General features: G+C 30.4%; 29 protein-coding genes. 21 read left to right on the top strand and 8 right to left on the bottom strand.

Features of this window, described 5'->3' with window-relative positions:
• Window positions 1-12: 12 nt before the first annotated feature.
• A complete protein-coding gene (locus tag ACIQ7L_RS26440; protein ID WP_400572959.1) occupies window positions 13-1275 on the top strand; it encodes a DNA cytosine methyltransferase in 1263 nt (420 codons plus the stop codon).
• Window positions 1276-1339: 64 nt separating this feature from the next.
• Window positions 1340-1483 (top strand): hypothetical protein, encoded by a 144-nt coding sequence (locus ACIQ7L_RS26435; RefSeq protein WP_400572957.1) that lies wholly within the window; start codon window positions 1340-1342, stop codon window positions 1481-1483.
• An 11-nt stretch (window positions 1484-1494) separates the two neighbouring features.
• Here the strand turns inward: ACIQ7L_RS26435 and ACIQ7L_RS26430 are convergent, their stop codons facing one another.
• Entirely contained in the window at window positions 1495-2790 is a 1296-nt protein-coding gene (locus ACIQ7L_RS26430) for a replication-relaxation family protein (protein ID WP_400572955.1), read from the bottom strand.
• A gap of 186 nt (window positions 2791-2976) precedes the next feature.
• Window positions 2977-3225 (bottom strand): hypothetical protein, encoded by a 249-nt coding sequence (locus tag ACIQ7L_RS26425; RefSeq protein WP_400572953.1) that lies wholly within the window; start codon window positions 3223-3225, stop codon window positions 2977-2979.
• A gap of 126 nt (window positions 3226-3351) precedes the next feature.
• On the opposite strand from ACIQ7L_RS26425, the gene ACIQ7L_RS26420 reads away from it, so the two are divergent.
• The 14 genes from ACIQ7L_RS26420 to ACIQ7L_RS26355 all read left to right on the top strand — a co-directional run bounded on the left by ACIQ7L_RS26420 (window position 3352) and on the right by ACIQ7L_RS26355 (window position 15960).
• Window positions 3352-4305, top strand: a complete 954-nt coding sequence (locus ACIQ7L_RS26420) for a helix-turn-helix domain-containing protein (protein WP_400572951.1) — start codon at window positions 3352-3354, stop codon at window positions 4303-4305.
• Window positions 4306-4463: 158 nt separating this feature from the next.
• Window positions 4464-6362: a CpaE/TadZ family protein gene (locus ACIQ7L_RS26415; RefSeq protein WP_400572949.1), complete on the top strand. Its 1899-nt coding sequence runs from the start codon at window positions 4464-4466 to the stop codon at window positions 6360-6362.
• A 20-nt stretch (window positions 6363-6382) separates the two neighbouring features.
• Window positions 6383-7189 (top strand): Flp pilus assembly protein CpaB, encoded by an 807-nt coding sequence (gene cpaB / locus ACIQ7L_RS26410; protein ID WP_400572947.1) that lies wholly within the window; start codon window positions 6383-6385, stop codon window positions 7187-7189.
• Between the two features lie 77 nt (window positions 7190-7266).
• Window positions 7267-8664, top strand: coding sequence for a CpaE/TadZ family protein (locus tag ACIQ7L_RS26405; protein ID WP_400572945.1), 1398 nt, complete (start codon window positions 7267-7269; stop codon window positions 8662-8664).
• 98 nt (window positions 8665-8762) lie between these two features.
• Window positions 8763-10163 carry a TadA family conjugal transfer-associated ATPase gene (locus tag ACIQ7L_RS26400; RefSeq protein ID WP_400572943.1) on the top strand — a complete coding sequence of 467 codons (1401 nt, stop codon included), beginning with the start codon at window positions 8763-8765 and terminating at the stop codon, window positions 10161-10163.
• Between the two features lie 160 nt (window positions 10164-10323).
• The gene (locus tag ACIQ7L_RS26395; RefSeq protein WP_400572941.1) at window positions 10324-11268 is read left to right on the top strand and encodes a type II secretion system F family protein; all 945 of its coding nucleotides are present in this window, start codon (window positions 10324-10326) and stop codon (window positions 11266-11268) included.
• 18 nt (window positions 11269-11286) lie between these two features.
• Window positions 11287-12189, top strand: a complete 903-nt coding sequence (locus ACIQ7L_RS26390; RefSeq protein ID WP_400572940.1) for a type II secretion system F family protein — start codon at window positions 11287-11289, stop codon at window positions 12187-12189.
• A gap of 189 nt (window positions 12190-12378) precedes the next feature.
• Window positions 12379-12564, top strand: coding sequence for a hypothetical protein (locus ACIQ7L_RS26385; RefSeq protein ID WP_400572938.1), 186 nt, complete (start codon window positions 12379-12381; stop codon window positions 12562-12564).
• Between the two features lie 44 nt (window positions 12565-12608).
• Window positions 12609-12794, top strand: coding sequence for a hypothetical protein (locus ACIQ7L_RS26380; RefSeq protein WP_400572936.1), 186 nt, complete (start codon window positions 12609-12611; stop codon window positions 12792-12794).
• Window positions 12795-12864: 70 nt separating this feature from the next.
• Window positions 12865-13440: a hypothetical protein gene (locus ACIQ7L_RS26375; protein ID WP_400572934.1), complete on the top strand. Its 576-nt coding sequence runs from the start codon at window positions 12865-12867 to the stop codon at window positions 13438-13440.
• A complete protein-coding gene (locus tag ACIQ7L_RS26370) occupies window positions 13424-14041 on the top strand; it encodes a hypothetical protein (RefSeq protein ID WP_400572932.1) in 618 nt (205 codons plus the stop codon). The genes ACIQ7L_RS26375 and ACIQ7L_RS26370 overlap by 17 nt, the downstream gene beginning before the upstream one ends.
• 143 nt (window positions 14042-14184) lie before the next feature.
• Entirely contained in the window at window positions 14185-14685 is a 501-nt protein-coding gene (locus ACIQ7L_RS26365) for a prepilin peptidase (protein WP_400572930.1), read from the top strand.
• 120 nt (window positions 14686-14805) lie between these two features.
• Complete coding sequence (locus tag ACIQ7L_RS26360) at window positions 14806-15090, top strand: HU family DNA-binding protein (protein WP_400572928.1); 285 nt, start codon at window positions 14806-14808, stop codon at window positions 15088-15090.
• A gap of 93 nt (window positions 15091-15183) precedes the next feature.
• Window positions 15184-15960, top strand: a complete 777-nt coding sequence (locus ACIQ7L_RS26355) for a hypothetical protein (RefSeq protein WP_400572926.1) — start codon at window positions 15184-15186, stop codon at window positions 15958-15960.
• Between the two features lie 21 nt (window positions 15961-15981).
• Here ACIQ7L_RS26355 and ACIQ7L_RS26350 read toward each other — a convergent pair whose 3' ends face one another.
• From ACIQ7L_RS26350 to ACIQ7L_RS26340, 3 genes are all read right to left on the bottom strand, one after another.
• The gene (locus tag ACIQ7L_RS26350) at window positions 15982-16272 is read right to left on the bottom strand and encodes a hypothetical protein (RefSeq protein WP_400572924.1); all 291 of its coding nucleotides are present in this window, start codon (window positions 16270-16272) and stop codon (window positions 15982-15984) included.
• Between the two features lie 122 nt (window positions 16273-16394).
• On the bottom strand, window positions 16395-16643 hold the full coding sequence (locus tag ACIQ7L_RS26345; protein WP_400572923.1) for a hypothetical protein: 249 nt from the start codon (window positions 16641-16643) through the stop codon (window positions 16395-16397).
• A 54-nt stretch (window positions 16644-16697) separates the two neighbouring features.
• A complete protein-coding gene (locus tag ACIQ7L_RS26340) occupies window positions 16698-17495 on the bottom strand; it encodes a TlpA family protein disulfide reductase (protein ID WP_400572921.1) in 798 nt (265 codons plus the stop codon).
• A 171-nt stretch (window positions 17496-17666) separates the two neighbouring features.
• On the opposite strand from ACIQ7L_RS26340, the gene ACIQ7L_RS26335 reads away from it, so the two are divergent.
• Window positions 17667-18128 carry a hypothetical protein gene (locus tag ACIQ7L_RS26335; protein ID WP_400572919.1) on the top strand — a complete coding sequence of 154 codons (462 nt, stop codon included), beginning with the start codon at window positions 17667-17669 and terminating at the stop codon, window positions 18126-18128.
• 125 nt (window positions 18129-18253) lie between these two features.
• On the top strand, window positions 18254-18841 hold the full coding sequence (locus tag ACIQ7L_RS26330) for a sigma-70 family RNA polymerase sigma factor (protein ID WP_400572917.1): 588 nt from the start codon (window positions 18254-18256) through the stop codon (window positions 18839-18841).
• Between the two features lie 227 nt (window positions 18842-19068).
• Here the strand turns inward: ACIQ7L_RS26330 and ACIQ7L_RS26325 are convergent, their stop codons facing one another.
• Both ACIQ7L_RS26325 and ACIQ7L_RS26320 read right to left on the bottom strand, forming a co-directional pair.
• Window positions 19069-19500: an iron permease gene (locus tag ACIQ7L_RS26325; protein WP_400572916.1), complete on the bottom strand. Its 432-nt coding sequence runs from the start codon at window positions 19498-19500 to the stop codon at window positions 19069-19071.
• A 42-nt stretch (window positions 19501-19542) separates the two neighbouring features.
• Window positions 19543-20154, bottom strand: coding sequence for a hypothetical protein (locus ACIQ7L_RS26320; RefSeq protein ID WP_400572914.1), 612 nt, complete (start codon window positions 20152-20154; stop codon window positions 19543-19545).
• Window positions 20155-20409: 255 nt separating this feature from the next.
• On the opposite strand from ACIQ7L_RS26320, the gene ACIQ7L_RS26315 reads away from it, so the two are divergent.
• The 3 genes from ACIQ7L_RS26315 to ACIQ7L_RS26305 all read left to right on the top strand — a co-directional run bounded on the left by ACIQ7L_RS26315 (window position 20410) and on the right by ACIQ7L_RS26305 (window position 22115).
• Window positions 20410-21426: an endonuclease NucS domain-containing protein gene (locus ACIQ7L_RS26315; RefSeq protein WP_400572912.1), complete on the top strand. Its 1017-nt coding sequence runs from the start codon at window positions 20410-20412 to the stop codon at window positions 21424-21426.
• A 33-nt stretch (window positions 21427-21459) separates the two neighbouring features.
• On the top strand, window positions 21460-21591 hold the full coding sequence (locus tag ACIQ7L_RS26310; protein WP_400572910.1) for a hypothetical protein: 132 nt from the start codon (window positions 21460-21462) through the stop codon (window positions 21589-21591).
• 104 nt (window positions 21592-21695) lie between these two features.
• A complete protein-coding gene (locus ACIQ7L_RS26305; RefSeq protein ID WP_400572908.1) occupies window positions 21696-22115 on the top strand; it encodes a uracil-DNA glycosylase family protein in 420 nt (139 codons plus the stop codon).
• A gap of 31 nt (window positions 22116-22146) precedes the next feature.
• Here ACIQ7L_RS26305 and ACIQ7L_RS26300 read toward each other — a convergent pair whose 3' ends face one another.
• Window positions 22147-22449, bottom strand: a complete 303-nt coding sequence (locus ACIQ7L_RS26300) for a hypothetical protein (protein ID WP_400572906.1) — start codon at window positions 22447-22449, stop codon at window positions 22147-22149.
• Between the last annotated feature and the right edge of the window lie 147 nt (window positions 22450-22596).

Below are 22596 nucleotides of genomic sequence, written 5' to 3'. Positions count from 1 at the left end.
GGAGGAGATAGGATGAAATTGCATGAATTAAGATGGGGAATGATAGAAAGACCAAGAAATGGATTGACCTCTATAGATTTATTTTGTGGTGCAGGAGTAGGAGCTTGTGGAGTAAAATTAGCAGGTTATCAGATGCTTTATGCAATAGATAATAAGGCATATGCTGTTCATACCTACAATAAGAATATTGGACCTCATGCTGTTTTAGGAGATATTCGGAAAGTAAATCCTGAAGAGATTCCTGACCATGATGTAATGATAGCTACACCTGTATGTAAAAGTTTTAGTTTTGCAGGAAAAGGAGATGGATTTGATAATAAAGATTTTGGAGATTTACCACATCAATTCTTTCGATTATTAAAAGCTAAGAAACCAAAAGCATTTTTATTTGAAAATGTGAATGGAATCGTAAGTAAAAAGAACAAGCCAGAGTTTGAAAAGTTTGTTAAAGAGATTGAAGATATTTCATACAATGTTACTTGGAAAGTTGTAGATTGCTATGAATATGGAGTTCCACAACATAGAAAAAGAGTATTTATGGTAGGAATCAGGAGTGATTTAGGTAAAACTTTCGAATTCCCAGAGATAGTTCCTGAAAATGAACGAAAAACAATACGAGATGCAATTGGAGATTTACCTAACCCTGATAAAGTTATAAATTCTTCGAAAGACATTCAATATGAATCTGCAAAACAGAGCCCATTCCAGAATCATATCGGATATGGGATTCGAAATGATGAAAAAGAATTTGTCGATAAAATCCCCGTGGGAGGCAATTGGAAAGATTTAAATGAAGAAGATGCCCGAAGATTTATGGGAGGAGCTTTTGAAAGTGGAGGAGGGAAAACAGGATTCCTAAGAAAAGTATCTTTTGATAAACCTGCATACACAATTACAAGTCTTATGAACGGTAAAAACAATGCTCAAATCATTGATAATCAAGATAAGTATTATGAAGGTGGTTTCTCTCCACGTTATTTAAGTAGAAATCGACAAAAACAGTGGGATGAAGCATCTTATACTATTGTTTCAGAAGCTCGACAATTACCTCTTTATCCTGAACCTGCAAACTATGATATTCGCAAAATGGATATGTATGATATCCTACCACCAAGAAGGTTTACGGTTAGAGAATGTTTACGACTGCAAACCGTACCAGATTGGTTTTCTTTTTCGGAAGACATTCCGCTTAGTAAGCAATATGAACGGTGCTCTGGAATTCCGTCCTTAGTAGCGTATAAATTAACTATTGAATTAGAAAAGTATTTAGTCTAATAAATTATATTTATCAATAAATCGCATATAAGATAAAGAGATTAATAAATAAGGAGGGGATAAAATGAATTCTACATACATCATTAGAGAAATTTATCTAATAAAGAAAATGAATGATATGTCTCTCAATGAAAAAGAAAGAAAAATAGCGAGGATGGAATTAACAGCATTACAAAAGAGAGATAAAAAAACAAGGATTAGAAATTAATCCCTGTTTTTTTATTTCACGCTCGCCTCATATATCCGTTCTTGAAATCCACTATTTGAAAAATGATGAATATTACCTAAGCTATCATACTGATAAACGGCTTCATGTATAGGTTTTGAATTTAACCTTTCTAATGTTGTAAAATAAATGTTTTTGACACCTATTAAATCATTTGCTACTTGTAAATCATGGTAAGCTTCTATTTCACTTTTTACAAGAATAAGATAGCCAATTTCTCTGCCGAACCTTCTATTAAAAGGAGCTATATTCCTTTCGTGATATGCAATTTTCTTCAAGATAGAAAGTGGCTGAGAGGTATAATCGTCAAATAAGAACTCTTGAATTCGACCATTTTCAACTAACAGATTATTATCTTTTTTAATTTTTCTTATATAAAACCCATAATCTGTTTCATGTAAAACCTTCCGAAGTTTCTCTCCGTTCGAAAAATGAAATCCATGTTTCTCATGAATAATTCTTAATACCTCTTCTTGTCCCCAATTACTATGTTGTAAATTCGGAATGAGTTTATCACACATCAAGTCTAATAATTCATTCGAAGTGCCAATGTATAATTCAAATTCATTATCAAAACCATCAAGTAGAGACTCAACTGCGGTAAACCGTACTAAATCTTTTCTGCGTTCAATCTTTTCGGTATTCTCAATGAGAAATAACACTATGATTTTCTTATCTTTATAGAAATATTCACTGGTCTGAAGAAAAGAACGGTAATGATTCCATTTTTCTAACAACTGTTTCTTACTTTCTGTTGCCATGTCCATTTCTAAGAAAAAGTCCGTATCGAAAATTTGAATTAAACCATCAGGACGGATGTTCTTGTATTGTGAAACGTACTTTTCATCGAAATATCGCCATTTCATATCATTTTCTTTTGTTCTTTCTTTAAAATCTAAAACAAATTGGTTCAAGTGTATTTGATGATTTATGAGTCGTGGATTCATCTTTAGTTCACCTGCACGATAGTAACCTCTCTTAATAATTTTACGTTTCGTGTCTAAAATGTCGGTAGGTAGGTCAAACTGATAACGAACAATTTCAATTCCTTGAGAAGTTAAAAAAATGGCTTGATTATTTAAATTGAATTCTACAGAATCAATCACTTCTAATTCAAATAAGTCTAATAGCTTTGTCTCTGTAAATAATTCAAACGAATCTATTGTGTCAGAAAAGAAATATTTATAGACTTGTCGAATGGTTAAGCACCTTAATAAGTAGATATTATAAAGAAAATCTAAATCTTGTTTCCTAAGTTCTTTTGCAATTTCATAAGTTGAAGGCTTCAAATCTATGCACCTCTTTCATTTTGAATATATCTATTCGTTATATAAAAAAAAGCCCCATCTCATAACAGAGATAAAGCTCAATTCATTAACTAAAGTTTTTAATAATTTTCATAATCCTTCATTGACATCAACAGTAGTCAATGATAAGATGTTTATGAAAAAACAAACGAATGAAATGATGAAAAATTAAAAATGTTTGACATGTTTATAGAAGTACATATCAATTTTTGAAAGGATATCTTTAGTTGTCTCTAAACCCATTCGGTTTAACTGATAATCTAAATTATGTCCTTCATATCGTTGCTCTACGATTTGAGCAATTTTTTCACAAATTGCATATCTATTATTTTTAGAGTCAGGTTCAATTTCATTAATTGCCATTTTTATTAATGCTTTTGTACCTCTTGTTAATTTTACTTGTTCCATATCTGCCATATTTTCATTCTCCTCTCAGAAATGAATGAAAATGCGTTATGGATGAACTATTTCCTACAATTAAATTATATATTTTTCATAGACTAAAGTCAATGGAAATCTGAAAAAAGTCAGGGGGTTATTTGAATGGCTATTCAAGACCAGTGGAAAGAATTAAATGAAGAAGTGTTAAAAGATGGAGAACATTTCTTAAGAGATATTGTAGAGGCAATAAATAATTCATTAAAACAACCTCAAGAAAAAGATATAGAAATAATAAATAATAAATTTGATGCAATAACGGATGAATTAAAGAAAACATATAAAAAAACAAAGTATGCTCGTGTAGAGAAAGTGTTAAAAACTTATATCAATGACATACGAGATACAGTGTATAGAAACAAAGGAATTAAATTACAAAAATGGGATGCTTTTATAATTGAAGCGGAAAAATATAATTGGCAACCTATTTTAGATTTAATCAATTTGGTGAAAGTGATTGATGATAAGCCAGATGATTCAATAGAAGAAGATATAAAACAATTTGAATATAAATATAAGGAAGACGTTCTTCCATATATAGAAAGAAATTTATCTCCATTTCATAATGACTTAGCAAAAAGAGAATTTAATAAAAAACTAAAATCTTTCCAGAATCGTTCTAAAAAAAGCATACAAGATGATTTCGGAGCTTTACTAAAACATCTTAGACTATCAAGAGGCTATTCTTTAGAAGACTTAGGTAGACTATCAGATTTATCGGCTTCTTATATTCACTTACTTGAAACAGGAAAGAGAAAAAGTCCTACAATTGAAGTTGTAGAAAAATTAGCATCAGGTCTTGAAGTGCCGATTGAAGATATTTTACTGAAGATGAATATAGACATTTCGAACGATAGGACTTCTATGACTGGATTTGCGGAAATGATTATTTTTAAAAATTTCACTTTAAATGGGAAAAAGGCAACAAAAAAACAAAAGGAATCAATTGTTGATTTGTTTAATGCTATTATGAAAGTGGAATGGACAGATGAATCTAAAATGGCAGAAAGTGTAGAGCTTATGGATAAAATTGACTTCTTCAAAAAAACACTTTCTTAAGCAAAAATATTAAAACATAAATAATAAGGGAAGAAGCATTGGTATATACCAATGCTTCTTTTTTTTATAGAACATAGCTCAATCAATTATTTAAAATAAATTTTATTTTACCTAACTAAAATATTCAATAAGAGAATGAAAGAAAGTTGGTGAAATGAATGGAAAAGGTTTTGTTAGCAATTGGACATAGGCAAGTAGAAGATTATATAAAGGCAAAAGCAAAAGGTGAGTATGCAATTGTAGGTACAACGGTATATCGTGGAGGAATCATAAAAGCAATTAAAGAGAATAAACCTGATGTTATCGTTCTGTTAGAGTCATTAAAAGGAAATGAAAATATTTCTGAAATTATTTATGAAATCAGAGCGAATTATAAGAATGTCAGAATTATTTTTGGTGCGAATAAACGTGAGCCTGGAGATGTATTATTAGCAACAATTGTAGGTTATGGTATTTACGATATTTTATATGGAGAAAAAATAAATGCTAACGATATTATCCGATTAATAAAAGAGAAAAATGAGTTTTCTGATGTATTTCATTTACGACCAAAGACAACAATAGATGAAAAAACAAACCAGAAGCTATATGATGCACCTACAAAAGTAGTGGAAAGGCAAGTTATTAAAGAAATTTATCTTGATAAAACGACTCCAAATGAATCTGGTGAAGAAGAAGACGTAAAAACAACACAAGATGTAAAAGAGGTTCCTCAAGAAAAGGAAATCGAGATTGAAGAAAAAGCAGAAGTGGAAAAAGAAAAAGATGAAGCTGTTGAAGCTGAGACTGAAATTATTAATCTCGATGAAGTAACCATTCAAAATGAGGTAGAGATAATTAATCTTGAGGAAACGGAACATGACACAAATCCTGTTATTACTGAAGATGAGGCATTTAATCTTGAAGAAGAGTCAGATAAACTTCAAGAAAACATAGAACCTAAAGAATTAACTTGTAAAAACTCTGAAGAACTCAACGAAAAGATTGATGAAAAGGTTCAAAATATAGCTGAAAATCTCGAAAGTATAAAAGAGGATAAAGTGGAAAAGGTTGGTTTTTTCGCAAGACTCATAGGTGGTTCCAAAGAAAATAAAAAAGAGAAACCTACACTTGAGGAAGTTAAAGAAGATAAACCATATGAATCTGACACTCACAAAGAAGAACTCACTCCTGAAAAGATAGTTGAAATTCCTATTCCAGAGACGAAAGTAATTACAGAAACAGTTGTAAAAGAAACCATTATTCCTGTTCATATGAAGCAAAAAATCTTAACGTTTTTAGGTAGTGAACAGGGAGTTGGTAACTCACAAATTGCTTTTAATACAGCGTTACATCTTTCAAAAAGTGGTTTTCGAACAATGTATATTGATTTTAAAGAAATCGGTTCGACTATAGAGTATTTATATCAGTTAGGCTCTTTTGAAAGAGGATTGGATATCGCTTTAAATGGGATAGAAAAACAAAACTATACGCAAGTTGAAAATTCAATCATTTCAATGAAAAGTATAATAAAAAATACACCAAAAAGTTCGATGATGCTTAAAAATTATAAACAATTTCCTGATTCATTGGACCTATTATTTTATTCAGAGGATTATGTTACCAAAAAAGATAAAGAAAAAATAAATGCTTCCTTGTTAAAAGATTTATTTATGTATTTTATTTTTCAAAGGAACTATGACTTTATTATCTTGGATGCTCCTTCTGATTTACAAAATGAATTCACAGAAATATCTATGGCGTATAGTACGAAGATTTTTCTTACTCTTACACAAGACGTGTCTCATGTTGGGGGATGGCTTAGGAAATTGCCCGAACTTAATAAGCGAATAAATTTAGATAAAAAACTCTATTATATTATCAACAAATACGAAAAAGCAGAATTAAACCAAAAGAATATTTCAGAGTGGATGCAGGTAGAGATTCCAATTACGATTCCTTCTCTGAATAAAGACTTTATTAATGCAAATTATATTGGTCTTCCTGTTTTATTGTATTCAAAAAATAGAGAATTACAGAAAGCTTTTTCTTTGATAGAAAAAATGATATTCGAATAAACGAAAAGGGGGAAGGATATATGAAAACGAAACAAGTAGCAATTACAATTGCTCAAATGGGTGGGGTTATTTTGTTTGCGGGAGGATTTTATTACTTTACACAACAACAAATAGCACCTACTACGGTATGGCAATTTAATCGTGATATTCCTGCGAACACTCAAATTACAGAAGGGGATTTAACAAAAACAACAATTCCTGCTCAAGCAGTGACAAAAGGATTTGCTTTATCTCCAAAAGATATTGTTGGTAAATATAACAATACGAAACTAATTGCAGGTGAGTATGCACTTAAGAAAAAATTAGTTGAAAAGAAAAATATTGACCCGTTCGAAAGCATGGATTTAACGAAATACAGAAAGATTTCACTTCCTATTAGCTATATAGATGGATTAGGTGGAAATATCAAGCATGGCGATAAAGTAGACCTTGTATTTATTGGAGAAGGAGAAAAGAATGGTGGTGCTTCTTCTACTAAAGGATTTAAATACTCTAAGGCATTCTTACAAGATATTCTTGTATATAGCGTCACAACTGATGATGGATTCCGTTATACAGATAAAAGTGAAGGTGTAAAAGGTGAGAATGCAGGAGACATGCAAGATGGTAAAGACATCAATACTGCGGGTGAAGGTGGAAAATTATCTACTGTTACATTAGCCGTTACGCTTGACCAAGCTGAACAAATTTCTGCTCGATTAAAATCTGGAAACATTCGAGTTGTTGGTCGTTTTGATGATAGTCAAAATTATGACACAGCAGGATTTATCGTAGGTGAATATGATAAAGTCTTTTCTGGCGAAGGTTTAGCTGAAAATAATAAATAACAATCAATCAGTAAATCAGTAACAGAGAGAAGATTTACTCTCTGTTACGTTTTTAAATAAAAAGGGGGAAATAAATAATGAATAAAATTCTATTAGCTACAGGCTTAGATAATCTTGATAATGCTATCAAAAAAATAAACCGTTATGAATTTTTAGGAGAAATTAAATACAAAAAAGATTTAACAGAGGCGTGTTCTTTTTACAATCCCGATATTGTTATTATTTCTGATTTCTTAACAGGTAGGGAATCATTGTTAGAAGAAGCAATTGCGGTAAAACAAAATAATCCTATGATTCGAATTGTTTATCTAACAAAAACATTAGACATGAAAGATACAGCACGAGTTAATGAATTAAGTATGTTTGTATTATCTGGTATTTACGATATTCTACCTGAAACACACTTGACTATACCATTAATTGAGAATTTACTTGATAATCCTCGAAAAAAAGAAAATGTAGAATATTTACTACGAAACATTAGGAACTCAACAGTTGAGAAGGAAGTAGTAGAAATTGAAGTAGACATTCCTGAAGATGGAGAACTGTATGATATTGAAAAACATGGATATAAAAATGTATTCGTTGTTTCATCTATTAAACCAGGTACAGGAAAATCATTTGCCTCTACGAATCTTGCAACAGCAATTGCAAAATATGGTATGAAGAAAAATGGAAAACCACCTAAAGTTGCATTAATTGAAGCAGACCTTCAAAATCTATCAGTTGGTACATTATTGCAAATGGAAGACGATAAACATAATTTAAAAACGGTTATGGAAAAAATATCGACAGTAATGACAAAAGATGGAGACGTTATTGACGATGAAGCGAAAATTGAAGAAGTAAACAATTATATTAAGAGTTGCTTTAAGAAATATTACCACTGCAAGAACTTAGAAGCTTTAGTTGGTTCACAGCTCACTATGGGAGAAATTGAAAATATTCAGCCATATCACTATGTCTACCTAATAGAGTCTATTGTAGATGATTATGATGTAATTATCATTGACTCGAACTCTTCTTTAGCTCACGTTACAACATATCCTTTATTAAGACTATCAAATACAGCTTATTACATTATTAATCTTGATTTTAATAATGTTCGCAATAATGCTCGATACAAAGAGACATTAAGAGAATTAGATATCTTTGATAGAGTGAAATATATTTTAAATGAAGATATTGAAGATACAGAGGGTAAGGCAGAAAAATTAATATTTACAGCTAATCATTTAAGTGAGAATGGATTTGATTTAGAAGTAAAGATTCCATTATTGCCAAAAACAATTTTTCTGAATCGGCTTTATGAAGGAAGACCTGTTGTATTAGATAATAATCCTGTGACATTAAAAGCGAGATTAGAATTTGCTAAACTTGCTAATCAAATTTGGGAAATGGACAACCTACCATTTTTAGAGGAAGAGTATAATAAGCTTGCAGAAAATAAAGATAAGCAGAAAAAACGTTTCTAAGATAGAAACGTTTTTTCTATCGAACAATATAAAGCTTAAAAACAGTAATATTTTTCTTCTTTCTTTTAAATAATAACAAAAAAGAAAGAGGGGGAATGATGGAAATGGAAATGGATTTTAAATCATTAAGAAAAGATATTCAGAAAACGGGTTCAAAGAATAGTAACTTAGGAAAAGGCATAATGAGTTATGATGATGCCTTAGAATTCGTTAGAAATTTAATGTCCGAAAAACTACAAAAAGAAATGGATGAGGCAGGAAAAGATAAAAAAGATGAAGCGATAATAAAAGACAAAAAATATCTAAGAAAGAAAAAACAAGAGTTTAAAAAGAAAATTGAAGATATTGTGTACGGTAATAATATGCATGTAAGGGGCTATGAACAGAATATAGAATTGTTTATTGCAAATATGGTCGAAGAGCTTGCAGGATATTCTATTTTAGCAGATGCGTATAAGAATCCATCGGTTTCAGATATCTTTTGTCTTGAATGGGATAAAATATATGTTGAAAAAAATGGTGTTAATGAAAAGTACCATAAAACTTTTAGAAACCCAGAGCATTATAAAATATTTGTTGATAGATTAGTTCGTGATTCGGGAAAAGAAATCAATAATGGTGCTAAAAAGATTGTGAATTTCGAATTATATGGAGATAGATATACAGCCACTTCAAAGGCAGTTTCTCCAAAAGACTTTTCATTAACAGTACGTAAGCATAAAGAAGAGCAACTTCAGTTAGAAAATATTATTGCATACAATGTAATGAGCCAAGAAATTGCTGATTTCTTAGGAACTCTTATTTTAGGAGAATGTAATATTATATATGGCGGTCTAACTGGTTCAGGGAAAACAACATCTATTCGTGCATTACTTGATTTTTATGTTTCACAGGCAAATAAAAGAATGTTAGTTTGTGAGGATACACAAGAGCTATTCCCTAAAAATGACCACACCTTAGAGTTAGTATCTACTCAAAATGATGATTCAAGGTTAGAGGTTACACTTCAAGAGTTGATTTACACTGCACTGCGATTAAAACCAAAATATATTTGTGTTGGTGAGGTTCGTGGTGTTGAAGCTGAGAGTGCTGTAGAAGCGATGGAGACAGGTCATAGTACTATTTTTACGATGCATGGTGGAAAACCTATTAATATCGTAAACAGGCTTGTTACAAAGTATCTGAGTGCTATGCCTTCTTTAGGCATTGATGTAGTAGAGCGTATTATTGGTAGTGCAGTGGATTACATTGTTTTACAAGATGATATTCCAGGAATCGGAAAGAAAGTAACAAGTATTACGGAAATAAGCTTTGATTTCGAGAGAGGTAGAGTCGAATTAAAACCTATCTATGAATATGATTTTATAAAAGAAGATTTTATAAAAGTCAACAAAATTTCACAAGACAAAGCAAAAACCATGTTACGAAGAGGTGTAAAAATAGATACTTTAAAATCTATGGTTGAGGGATGGGATACAGATGTGTTAAAAACTGCATAAAGTTATCTTTCTAAGAAAAAGCTTGTGTAACAAACAAGCTTTTTCTTGTAGAACAAGGTTCGTCAGCTTAAGACTATTAAATATTCTTCAAAATGTAATAATAAAATAAAGAAATGTTGAAAAGGAACATTAGAAAAAAATAAAAGGTGGTGTTGTATGTATGGAATATGCGTTAGTTGTATTTACAGTTTTCATGTTAGCACTTATTTTCATTTCTACAAAAGATAAAATGAAAGAAGATAAATCTGTGTTACATATGAGGAAATCGCAATCTTCTTCTAAATTAAGAGAAAATGCATTGAAACTGAAACTGGAAAGAATGGTAGAAACAAAAGCAAAGGTAGCGACAAAGCATACAGTTGAGACAATGTGTTTACAAGCGGGTTACAAATTTACTTACGGTGAATTTAAATTAATGTCATTCACTTCTGCAATTGTATTCCCAATCTTCACATTAGTTATGACTTCTAATCCAATGTTATCTGCTTTATTTATACTTGTGGGATATATGATTCCTGGTCAATTTATTTCCTTCATAAGAAATAGACGACTAAGTATGATTGAAGAACAAGTAGGGTCATTTATTAATTTAGTAGTCGAACGTTACAAAGCTCAAAGTGATTTCCCGAAGTCTGTAAGAGAGTGTTTGGAGGATTTTAAGGGACAAGAACCTATGTATAGTGAAATCAAGCAAACTGTATTAGACATGGAATTAGGGGTGCCAACAACAGATGCTATGGATAACTTAGCAAGACGTACAGGTAATAAATACTTAGAGCGATTCTCTAATTACTATCAAATTGCTACAACTTTAGGTACAGAAGATGCACGAGAAAATCTATTAGGAGAAGCATTTCAACAATACGAGGAAAATCGAAAAATGAAAGCTACTTTAAAGAAAGAAATTTCTGGTCCTGTCCGTGAAGGGTATATTATGGTTGCGGCCATTCCAATGCTTATCAGTTATCAAATTGCTACATCGGATAGTTATGTAGATTTTATGTTGCACACAACAGTAGGAAAAGTTGGTTCAACGGTGATTTGTGCAATCATAATGGGCTCCATTTGGTTTATTAATAAAAAAATTGGTGCACCATTAGATTAAGAAAGGGGTGTTTTGACTATGACTGCGGTAACTATAAAATATATTTTTATGATTCTCGGAACAATCTGTTTTTTGTTTTTTGTAAGAAATATTTTCATGTTCCTTTTCTCAACAGAAAATTATTCTACACATAAAAAACGGCTAAAGCAATTGGAATTTAACAACAATATTGATTTAACTGAAGATGAACAAACAAGAGCATTTGTTGAAAAAATCACGAGACCTGTATTAAGATACATCATTCCAAAAATGAAAATAAGGAATATGGATGAATTAGAAAAAGACTTAAAAATGACAAAATGGGATAAATATTTCAATGCAAGTCAATATATGGCAATGAATGTTACGTTAAAAATAATTGGCGTTGTTGCTCTTGTTCTATTAATTCCAGTATCTATTCCATTTGCTTTAATTTGGTTTACTGCATTCTTTTTCTTATTTGGTTTCTTGTTTAACAACTCAGTTAAAGAAAATAAAGCAAAATTACTTGCAGGTTTCCCTGATTTTATTCGAATTACAAGAGGTTACTTATCGGCAGGAATTCCATTTACACAAGCTGTTGAAGGAAGTATTCCATATGTAGGAGAAGCATGGAGACCACTTCTCCAAGAATTTATCGTAAACTGCGATATTCATTCAGTAGAAGAAGCGATTGATAAATTAAGAGAAAAAGTAGATATTTTTGCGGTAAGAGAGTTATTATCTCTTGTCCGACTTAATTTAGAACAGGGTGCTGATGTAAGAGAAAGTTTTGAACGCCAAATAGATAAAGTAAGAGAAATGCAACTTGAAGCAATTATGAATAAGATTGCAAAACGTCAATTATTAGCAATGGCTTTACAAGGTCCGTTACTACTAACTCTAATTGGAGCGTTTGGATTACCAACATTCTATTCAATGACTACATTGTCATCTATGTAAAAAAGAATCATATTAGAAAAAAGGTCGAACATTCATCGGCCTTTTTTTTGTTATATATTGATGTGTTTTTCAATATGATATTCCAGTAATAACAATTAAGGATAAACACTATATTCAACGACGAAATTGTTATAAAGATTATAGAACCTTAATAAAATAAGAAAAATAAATCAAGGAGGGGATGTTCTAATGAAAAATTTAATGAACAGAGCAAAGTATGTACTAAATGGTGAGGATGGTGCATCTAACGTAGAAATTATTGTTTGGATTTCTGTAGTGTTAGTATTAGCAACAGCATTATTTATCTTCAAAGACAAAATTGTTGACTTCTTAACAAGAGCAGGTGGAACTGTCGATAAATTACAAGTTAACTAATTACAAAAATTTAAAAGCTAAAAAGCTAAAAAGGAGAGGGTAGAATGCATAATTTAATGAATCGAGCGAAATATGTATTAAGTGGCGAAGATGGTGCATCTAACGTAGAAATCATTGTTTGGATTTCTGTAGTATTAGTGTTAGCAACAGCATTATTTATCTTCAAAGATAAAATCGTTGACTTCTTAACAAGAGCGGGCGGAACTGTCGATAAATTACAAGTATCTTAATAAAGAGTAAAAAGGGGGGCGTTGGAGGAAAACGCTCCTTTTTTATAGGGAAATAGAAAGGGGTGCAAACATGAATAGATTGAAAGAGAGATTAAAAGAGAAATTGAAAGAACAAAAAGGATTTGGTTTATTTGAATATGTCATAGGTTTATTAGTTCTTGTTGCTCTTATTTGTTTTTTATTTGATGTTGTTACGATTACATATAAACAATATGTTGTATCACAGCAAACGAACACAGTAGCACGTCAATTAGGTGTGCAAGGTGGAGTTATGAATCAAGCACCAAAAGGTTTCCCAGGTGGAGAAAAAGCTTATGTAGATTCCAGAGAACTTGTAACACAAATTCGTGAACATCTAAAAGGTGCAGGGATTGAAGAAAATGAATGGGACTTAACTTTGATTCGATATAACGAAAATGGTCAAATTGTCGAAACGAAAAAATTAACAACTGCTACAAATTTTAAAGTTGATTATCAATCGCCTATGGATATTCAGTTGAATTATAAATATAAATGGAATCTTTGGGGATACATTGTTCCAGGTGCATCAAAAGACAAAAATGCAGTTCAAAAAAGATATGTAACTTCAGAATTTAAATATAATTATGATGTTTGGGTAGGTGAACAAGATGTTTCAAAAAATTAAACAAATCTTAAAAAATACAAAGGGCGTACTCTCTATTCTGGTTGTAATAACTGTGTTCATTGTCCTCCTTGCTATAACCGCATTTTCTGATATTGCAACTAAGTCATGGACTGTAAATGAAATTCAATCCATTATGGATACTTCAGGTATAAATGCTCTGCAAGCTACCGTAGACACACATAAACTACGTGATGAAATCTTTTCTATTGATAATAAAAATGAAATAGATACAGGAGACAAATCTGTAAACTTATCAGATTATGAAAGAAAAATTTCCGCTAAGTATAAACAAGAAATTAGAAAATACGTAAAAACGAATAAAACGATTGTTAATTTCGATGTAGAACAAGTAAAAGTGGACTTTGGCAATGATACTTGGGGATTAGGAGAATCTCAAAAGAAAAGACCTCAAATTGTATTAGATACAGTGAGTAAAGTAAGAATTAAAAATAGTTCATACTTTGATAATTTAGGTGGATTGTCAAAAGATATGTACAGTGCTCGTAATGATTCGAATTTTACAGTAACATACAATGGTCAAAAAGAAGATGGAACTGTGGAATTAATTATTCGAAGTGTTACAAGAATGGTATACAGATAGAAATAAAGGAACATAGTGTTTTTCTAACTATGTTCTTTTATTATGGGGAACTGTCGTATCTCAAACCAAATCAGACAAAATTCAGATATGTATCTTTTTCTAAAAATCTACTATAAGGAAAATGATTTTTAGGAGGGGATTTTGTGCTTGAAATACAACGATTCTTTTTAAATATTAAAGAGGAAATATTATATGTAAATAGTCATATTTGGGTGGTCGCAATTATATTAGGATTTTTATTAGTGGCCACATATACGGATTTGAAAAACATGAAAATTTACCATAAGTTTAATATGGTATTTTTATTAACTCGTTTTGCATTAATCATTGTTCCATTTGGAATTTCATATCAATGGACGCATGTATTTGGAGGACTCATAGGTTTTGTTTTTCTGTTAATACCTGCTATGGCGTTGATGCATAAAATGGGTGGAGACATAAGATTTATGGGTATATTAGGTATGTATTTAGGAGGGTATTATACAATTGTTTTGTTATTTATATCCTGTGCAATTCACTTTGTTTACTCAATGGTAACAATATTTATGTTAAAAAGAGAAGGAAAGAAAACAATGGTACCATTCGCACCATTTTTCCTTATAGCATACACAATGTTAACGTTATTAGGTTTTTATGTTCTATAAAAATGAGTGACAATAAAAAGAAAACATCTACTAAATATTTGAATAAAACGATTATATATTGTAAAATAATTCCTGCATATATTAAAAAATGTTTTTTTGGGATAATTTGGGGGACAATGCATGAATAAAAATAAATTAGTAGAAAAAATGCAAGAAAGGAATAGATTATCAAAAGCGGAAAATCAATTAGCTGTAGAAACTTTTATAAGTGTTATTTATGAAGCTTTACAAAATGGAGAATCAGTTTCTTTAAAAGGCTTCGGAAAATTCTACAAGAAAAAAAGAAAGTGTAGAACTATAAAAATTCCATTATCAGATAAAGAAGTTAGAGTTCCTACGAAGGAAACACCTGTCTTTGAAGCAGGTGAAGAATTTAAGAATAAGGTGGAAAGAATAATTGAATAAAAAATAATACGACTTGCTAAGACATGTAACTCCTCTTTTTTTCATTGACTATATGATATGATTTTTGTATAGAAAAAGAAAGGCGTGAGACTCATGACAGAGAAAATTAATATTGTTATCAATAAATTAAATGTTAGAGAGAAAACATATATAAAAGTTTTTTATGTAATGAATGATTATATTATTCACATAAAAGTTTTAGAAAAAAATCCTGATAATACCTATCAGGCAATTAGTGTTGACAAATTAGGTAAAACAGATGCAACGAAAATCCTAACAAATGCAAAGGGAGACATTCATTTAGAGCCAAATGAATTAATAGATGTCTATGAATACATGGATAATGCATTTGAAAGAGCAAAAGATGAATTCATTAATTATGTTAATAAATCCGAATCATTAGAGTTACTTTCGTTCAATGAAATTGGGGGTAAATATTTTGCTCTAATAGATGACCAAAATACACCAATTCATAAGATTTGGGAGGTTGGAACGAATAACTCTGGTGATTTTAACAGAATTTCTCCAGTTCCGTATTCTCATATTCATGTTGTAACAGAGTTATTACTACCTGACCTATTATTGCATGACAAAAAAATATTATTACATGTCTCTGAAAATTTATACTTAGGCATTGTGAAAGAAGGAAAAGACGTTATTTCTTGCATTTATTCCATAGAGCATAATGAGCAAAGTGAAAAACAGGGTACAGTCTCTGCTATTGGGGCAATTTGCTTTAAAGAAACATCTAATGGATATATGAGGTATACAGAGTTTCCGAAAAAGTCGGAAAAGAAAATCGAAAAAAATTCGAAAACATTGATGAATTTATTGATTCGTTTGTTAGAAGAAAAAAAGAGCAAGGGATAATATAATTATCCCTTGCTCTTTTTATTTGTTTATCATTTCTCTTACATCAAAGTAATTAATCCCGAAAGAAGCTAATTCTTCTTTTGAAATGATGTAACTTGTAGTAGTTTCAACATTAATCCCGCTTTTTTTAAATGCACGAGTAGCCATTCTTCGTGGTTGTCTTGATAAAGAAGCTACAAATTTTTTCAAGTTAATTACATAATAATTATGCATAACATTTCGATATTCTTCAATTAATGCTTGTCTTTCTTCTTTATCTGTAATTGAAAATATATGTGCCTCTAATGGAATTGCTTTTACTTTTTCCATGATTATCACTCTCCTTTTATGTAGAAAAAGTGCTCTATAGAAGAGCACCATTTTTATTTTTGTATTTGTAATGAGTAGTGGGACGTTCTATCAAATTATCATTCTGTGATGCGTTTTTCGTGTCATCCTCGCTCAAAAAAAGCTAAAAATTCACTGTAGCTGAAATGCTCAAATATCCCTAAATCATTTTTGACAGCTATGCCTACTTCATCTGGTTTTCTGAACATTTTAAAGTCATCATAATTGAACCAGTAATGTGTTTTTGTACTAAATCCTCTTGAATTCGTATGTGGTACTACATACATCCAATCTCTGACCTCTATCAATAAATTTATTGAGTCCTGCAAGACATCTAAAGTCTTTTGGTTCACTTTCACACCTCGTTATAATAAATGATTTAATTGTTCATTATTTTTACAAATATCTTATTTCTTCTCTTTACTTTCTTTGTTAGGCTCTTCTTTTTTTTGTTCAGTTTTTCCCTCTACCACTTTTCCATTTTTATCAATCTTTTCAGTTTTTACAAAGTCATAGAGCTTCTTTTTACCAAAAGCGGTATCCATTGTATCTTTAAAGATTTTTTCATCAGTAGAACCAATCCATGTATATGAGATTTTTCCAAATTCATCAATAAAAATAAAGCTTGGAACAAGTTTTAAGTTGTAGTTTTTAACAATAGATAAATTCTCTCCATTGTCTTTTCCTGCAACTGAATTCTCATTCACTTCTAAATTCAAATCTTTAAAGAATTTCTCAATTTCTTCTTTAGAGTCTTTCGGGAAAATAGGCAAAAATACTACATCCTTATAGGTCTCTTTCATTTTTGTTACCGTAGGTAAGCTTTCTTTACATACAGGACAATCATTTCTCATAAAATCAAGGACTACTTTCTTTCCTTTTAATTCAGACAACTTAACTGTCTCGCCTTTAATATTTTTATATTCAAAATCTGGAGCATCTTTTCCGATAGAAGTTAGGGCAAAGTCCATTGCTAACTTATCAGGAAAATTTCGTTTGAATTCATTCATTCCTTTTTCAGTATAAGAAAGAAGAATTTCTTCCGCAGGTTTTGAATAATCAACGGATACTTTTCTTTCTGTATATGTATCTTCTTTTTTTGTTTGTTGTGTTTCTTTTGCAGTGTCTTTAGATTGACAACCACCCAACATCATACCACAAACTGCAAATGCCATGAGCCCGACAAAAGACTTACGAAGCTTCACGTTATCAACTCCCTTTCATTCCTTATGTAAACAAATTCTAACACCATCATTAACTATAGTCAATAAAATGTGTAGTTTAATAATTCTTATTAGCTGATTTACATATAATATAAAGACTATAAAAACAGGTATTTAATATAAATTATTTATACAAGGGAGCGGAATTTAAAAATGAAACAATTGCCAAATAAAATTAATGGATATATAGATGAGTTAGGGATGGAAGTCGTTGGATTTCGTCTTCTTGGAAAAAACGATAATTTTCCTATCTTCAGAGAATCTGCGGATTTCTTTTGTGATGGACAAATATTAGATTATAAAACCTATTACAAAAGAAAATTAGAAAAAGGTTATGGAGTAATTTACAATGATTACATTCTATTTAAAAAAAATGCAGGTTCAATCACATATAAAAATTTCATTAAAGAATATCATGAACAAACAAAGGAAGCAAAAGCATTTATGAAGGGAAGATTATATGAAGCCTTATTTGATGTATATAATTTCGAAATGATGAAAGGGTTGTTGTTGTCAGCGAAAAATAGTTTCATGAGCGTAGAGCAATTAAGAGAGAAACTATATCAATATGGTGAAAGTTCAAAAATGGATATTTTATTAAAAGAGTGCTTATAAGAAGTGCTCTTTTTTATTTTTCAAGCCTGTTTTTAATTGAACACGTTCAAGCATATCAACTATAGTTAATGAATATAATATGGTTTATTGTTAGATTAATAATCTTGAAAGAGGGGATAAATCATATGACAAATTTAACAGAAATGGAAAAAGAAATTTACTCAAGAGAAAATGTAAGACTTGTTTATTACGTTGTACAAAAATTTGCAAGCTCACAAATTGATACAGACGAATTAAGTAGTGCAGGGATGGTAGGATATGCAAAAGCATTAAAAGCATTTGATAAAAATAAAGATGTAAAATTTTCAACATTTGCAGTTCGTTGTATTATTAATGAAATTTTATTTTTCTTGAGAAAAGAGAAAAAACATACAATAAACAATGTTTCTTTAAATACAGTATTGTCAGTTGATAAAAATGGGAATGGTTTTCATTTAGAAGATATTGTTGTGGAATCAAATAGTGATGAAAAAACATTAGAGGACCAAGTAATTGAAGATAGCCATAAACGAATGATTCGACAAGCGATTAAAAAATTATCTGAAGATGAGCAGTATATTATGACATATCGTTATGGATTAGATAATGGAATTGAAAAAACACAAAAGCAAATTGCTGAAGATATAAATATGAGTCAAGCAAATGTATCTAAAATACAAAAACAATGCTTACTAAAAATAAAAAGACTTATTGAGCAAGAGAAAGTTGCTTAATAGCAATGCATGTCATGTACAGTAATTATTCGTTACTGTATATTTTTATGTTCTTTATAATGCTGTTTTTGATGTAAAAGTTTTTTAGAAATAAATTAAAAGTACGAATAGATGAAATTGTTATGTATATAGGTTTATGTTTCGGAGGGGTTTTGCATTCTCAAAAAAACAGGATATATGCTCATATATTGAACATAATATCCTCTTATTAGTTTAGTCTATTTAATTTAGTTCTCCTGCGATTTTTTATATGCTAATTTAAACGTAATAATATACGGCAAAGTAAATAATGCTAATTCTACGAAAATACGTCCCCATCCTAACAAGTAATAGTAATGAACAAATAAAGAACTATTGATGTATAATGGGATTCCAACAAAAAATACTCCACCACCGCCAATGTAGATGTTGCATAAAGCCCAAATAATTAGGCCAATGATGTATCCATTCAATTCTTTTTGAGATTTGATTTGTAGTCTCTTTATAAACAAGAACATACATCCGATTTCTAATCCAATACATAGCATTGTTACGACTCGTTGAGATTCAAATAAGATAGATAGAAACCAAAATGCCATTGTCATCAAAAAGTAGTAGCTTGATAATAGAATAAAATTGTTAAAGTGCCTTTCATCAATTTTGTTTAATGTGCTAATCATGTATTTTCACCTCTTATAAAAATAAGGAAGCTATAAGCTTCCTTATTTTGTTTGTTGATTTTTTTGGTCGAATTTTTTAAGTAACTCTTCCAGTTTTTTTGAAGTTTCTTTTAATTCTTTAATTGCTTTTTCTGATTGTTCATTGGAATATTTAGCAGAAATATAAGCATCAACATGTGTCTTTACGACAAGTGCAAAACGTTTTAAGTCATCACCTTGCATTGGAATCCTAACCAATTGTTCAGGTTTTGCACCATAACGAGGTACGATTAATCCTTTGTCATTTCTTTCGCCTTTTCCAAGTTCCGCTTGGAAAAGGAATGGAAGTTTAGCACCAGGGAACAGTTTAAGAACACGAGATTCGCTCATACCATCTTCACGTTCTTTTCCACGCTGTTTTAATGACTCAGCAGGTGTACCACCCATATCATCGAAAATTTTAGCGGGATATTTTTCACCTTTTGCTTTTTCATTTTCAGCTAACTTGTGAATTTTTCCAGACATAATATCTGCTGAAAGAACTAAGAATTTATCTATATCCAGATAAATAGGAATCTTCGCTGTATATCGTTCTCCTGCCTTTTTTGTTTGGTCATAAGAAATGAAATTCATGTAAACTTTTCCGATATCAAATCCCGTGTTCATGACCTCCATAAAACAGTCTCTTCCATCGAATCGAATAATTTGTAATGAATTAGTGTCTCTTGCCATTATTACATCAGCTCCCATTAATATTTAGTTTTCATCAGTTTAAGTACGATGTTTAAAAAAGAAAGTATGTATTACATCCATAATTTAATTGATAAACCTGACTTTTTCTTTTGACAATAGTCAATGAATTTTATAATCTTATTATAGTTTCTCTTTGGATAAATTACAAGATAATTGTTTAAGATTTGAGGTGTTTTAATGAGTTATTATGAAGATGAAATATCTTTTTTAATAAAGAATGAATTAGGTGAAATGTATGGAATAGATGATTTTGAAACGCTATATCGTTATGTTTTTTTGCGATACACATGCAGTCGTATGGATGTAAGTAAAAAGAATAAAAACGATTTTCTTCATAAGAGTAATTTTATAAAATTTCTATTATCAGAATTGGGATTAGTCATTCGAGAGGGTTTTATTCGATATAAAGGAGAAGATATTTCTACACAACCTATTATAGGAGAGTGTTTTTCGAATATTATTGAAGATTGGTGTTTTGTATCTACTTTAAAACCTGTCATGAATCAAGAAGGTAAATTACAAGATGTCCATCAATATTTAAATGAGACAATCAGTTGTATTAAGAAGGAAGCAAAAAAACATTGTAAAAAATATAGAAGAGAAGTTAACTATTGGCATCGTGTAAAATATGAATCCTTACTATTATTGAATCAATTGTTTGGTGTTTACATTTCGAATCCTGATAAGATAGAAGGATTTTATTATGATAGTGAAAATCATGTACATGAATCATTAGAAGGGATGTATAAACGATGTATTGCTTCTTCCAGTCAAATGAGTACAAATATCGAATTAATCACAGAAGAGATGTTAGAATTGTATATGAAACAAAATTTATCTTTAATTGAAAAAGGATTGCGGTTGGTAAGTACACAATACATGCTTCCTAAAGGCAGAATTGATATATTGGCCAGAGATATATCGGGTACATATGTTGTAATAGAGTTGAAAGTAGCAGAGGATACAGATATTGTATGGCAAAGTATGTATTATAGAAATGAAATAAAGAAAATGAAACGAGTGAACGATGTTAGGTTCATAACCCTCATGCCTAAATGCGAATATCACATTTTTGAATCACTGCAATTGGTGGGTGGAGTGGAGATATTTGAGTATGTTCCAGTCATTCAAAACGAACAATTAATTAATGTACAATTAAAGAAGAAAAAGAATTGTACGAGAAGTATAGCTTGATACTACTTATTTAAATAGTGGAGATGTTGAAAAATGTTGATTCCTAACAATGTGCATCAGTCATGGAAACCGTTTTTGACAGAGGATAGAAAACAAGAGTTAGAGGAGATTGAATCTGAAATTGGAGAAGATTTTACTCCGTCAGACACGACCCTTATCCTATAGAAGGTAAGGCAACAGGGAGGTCTTTTGAGGACGCAACAATAAAGGGATGGGGAGATGAAGAAGTAGGGAAGTTGCTTCAAAATATAATTAGAAGTATTTATCGAATGGAAAATAACATTAAATTTTATAAAAATATAAAGACATATAAAAAAATACAACAGGAAATTAAAAATGGAAAGTTTGTTATAAAGCCACCTGAAGAATGGTTTTGTTCTTTAGAGGAGCAAGGGGTCTTATTCTTAAACGTTTATTTTACTTGCAAAAGTGGTTCAGGAAATGCAAGAACTCATCGACATATTTGGAGAGATTTTTCGTTTGAATTGCTTCAGTATATTAACACGAAGAACCCACAAGCTGTTTGGTTTTTATGGGGACGTGATGCACAGAAGATTGGAGATAGATTACAGTTAGTTAATACTTGTTGTAGCCGTCACCCTTCACGTCAAGATGAGGATTCAAGAAACGATATTTTAGATTTTGCAGGGTTTAACCAAACAAAAAGTAGTATTAACTGGCTTGGATAATAAAAAAAGAAGCAGGTAATCCTGCTTCTTTTTAGTCTACAAATTCTGCTAAATTTTCATTTATCAACTGATGAATAGCTAATGATAAGAATCCAGATAAAATAATGAATACATAGAAGAATAATTGATTCCATAAGAAAACTGCTCCAACTATACATCCAATAGCAAATGCTAAAAGTACAAAACTGGTTAAAATTGTTGCTTTCGTTTGCTGTTTGATTTCATCTGGTAAGTTATGATGTACCTTTAACATTTTTATTAGGTTAACGAGAGATAGTAATAGTGCTATTCCTGAGATGGCACTTAATAAAACATTGATAATAAGTAATACCATTTTACATTTCCCCTTTCGTATCGTGTTTATATATTGCTTATTATATAAGTCTTTTCGGCATTTTAAATCTTGAAAAGTGCTTTACTACAACCTGTATCTCGTTGACAATAGTAAATGGTAAATGTATGATATTTTTAGAGAGAAAAC

This window comes from Bacillus sp. NPDC094106, assembly GCF_044764345.1.
Taxonomy (GTDB): domain Bacteria; phylum Bacillota; class Bacilli; order Bacillales; family Bacillaceae_G; genus Bacillus_A.
This window is presented reverse-complemented; position numbering and strand designations above follow the sequence as displayed.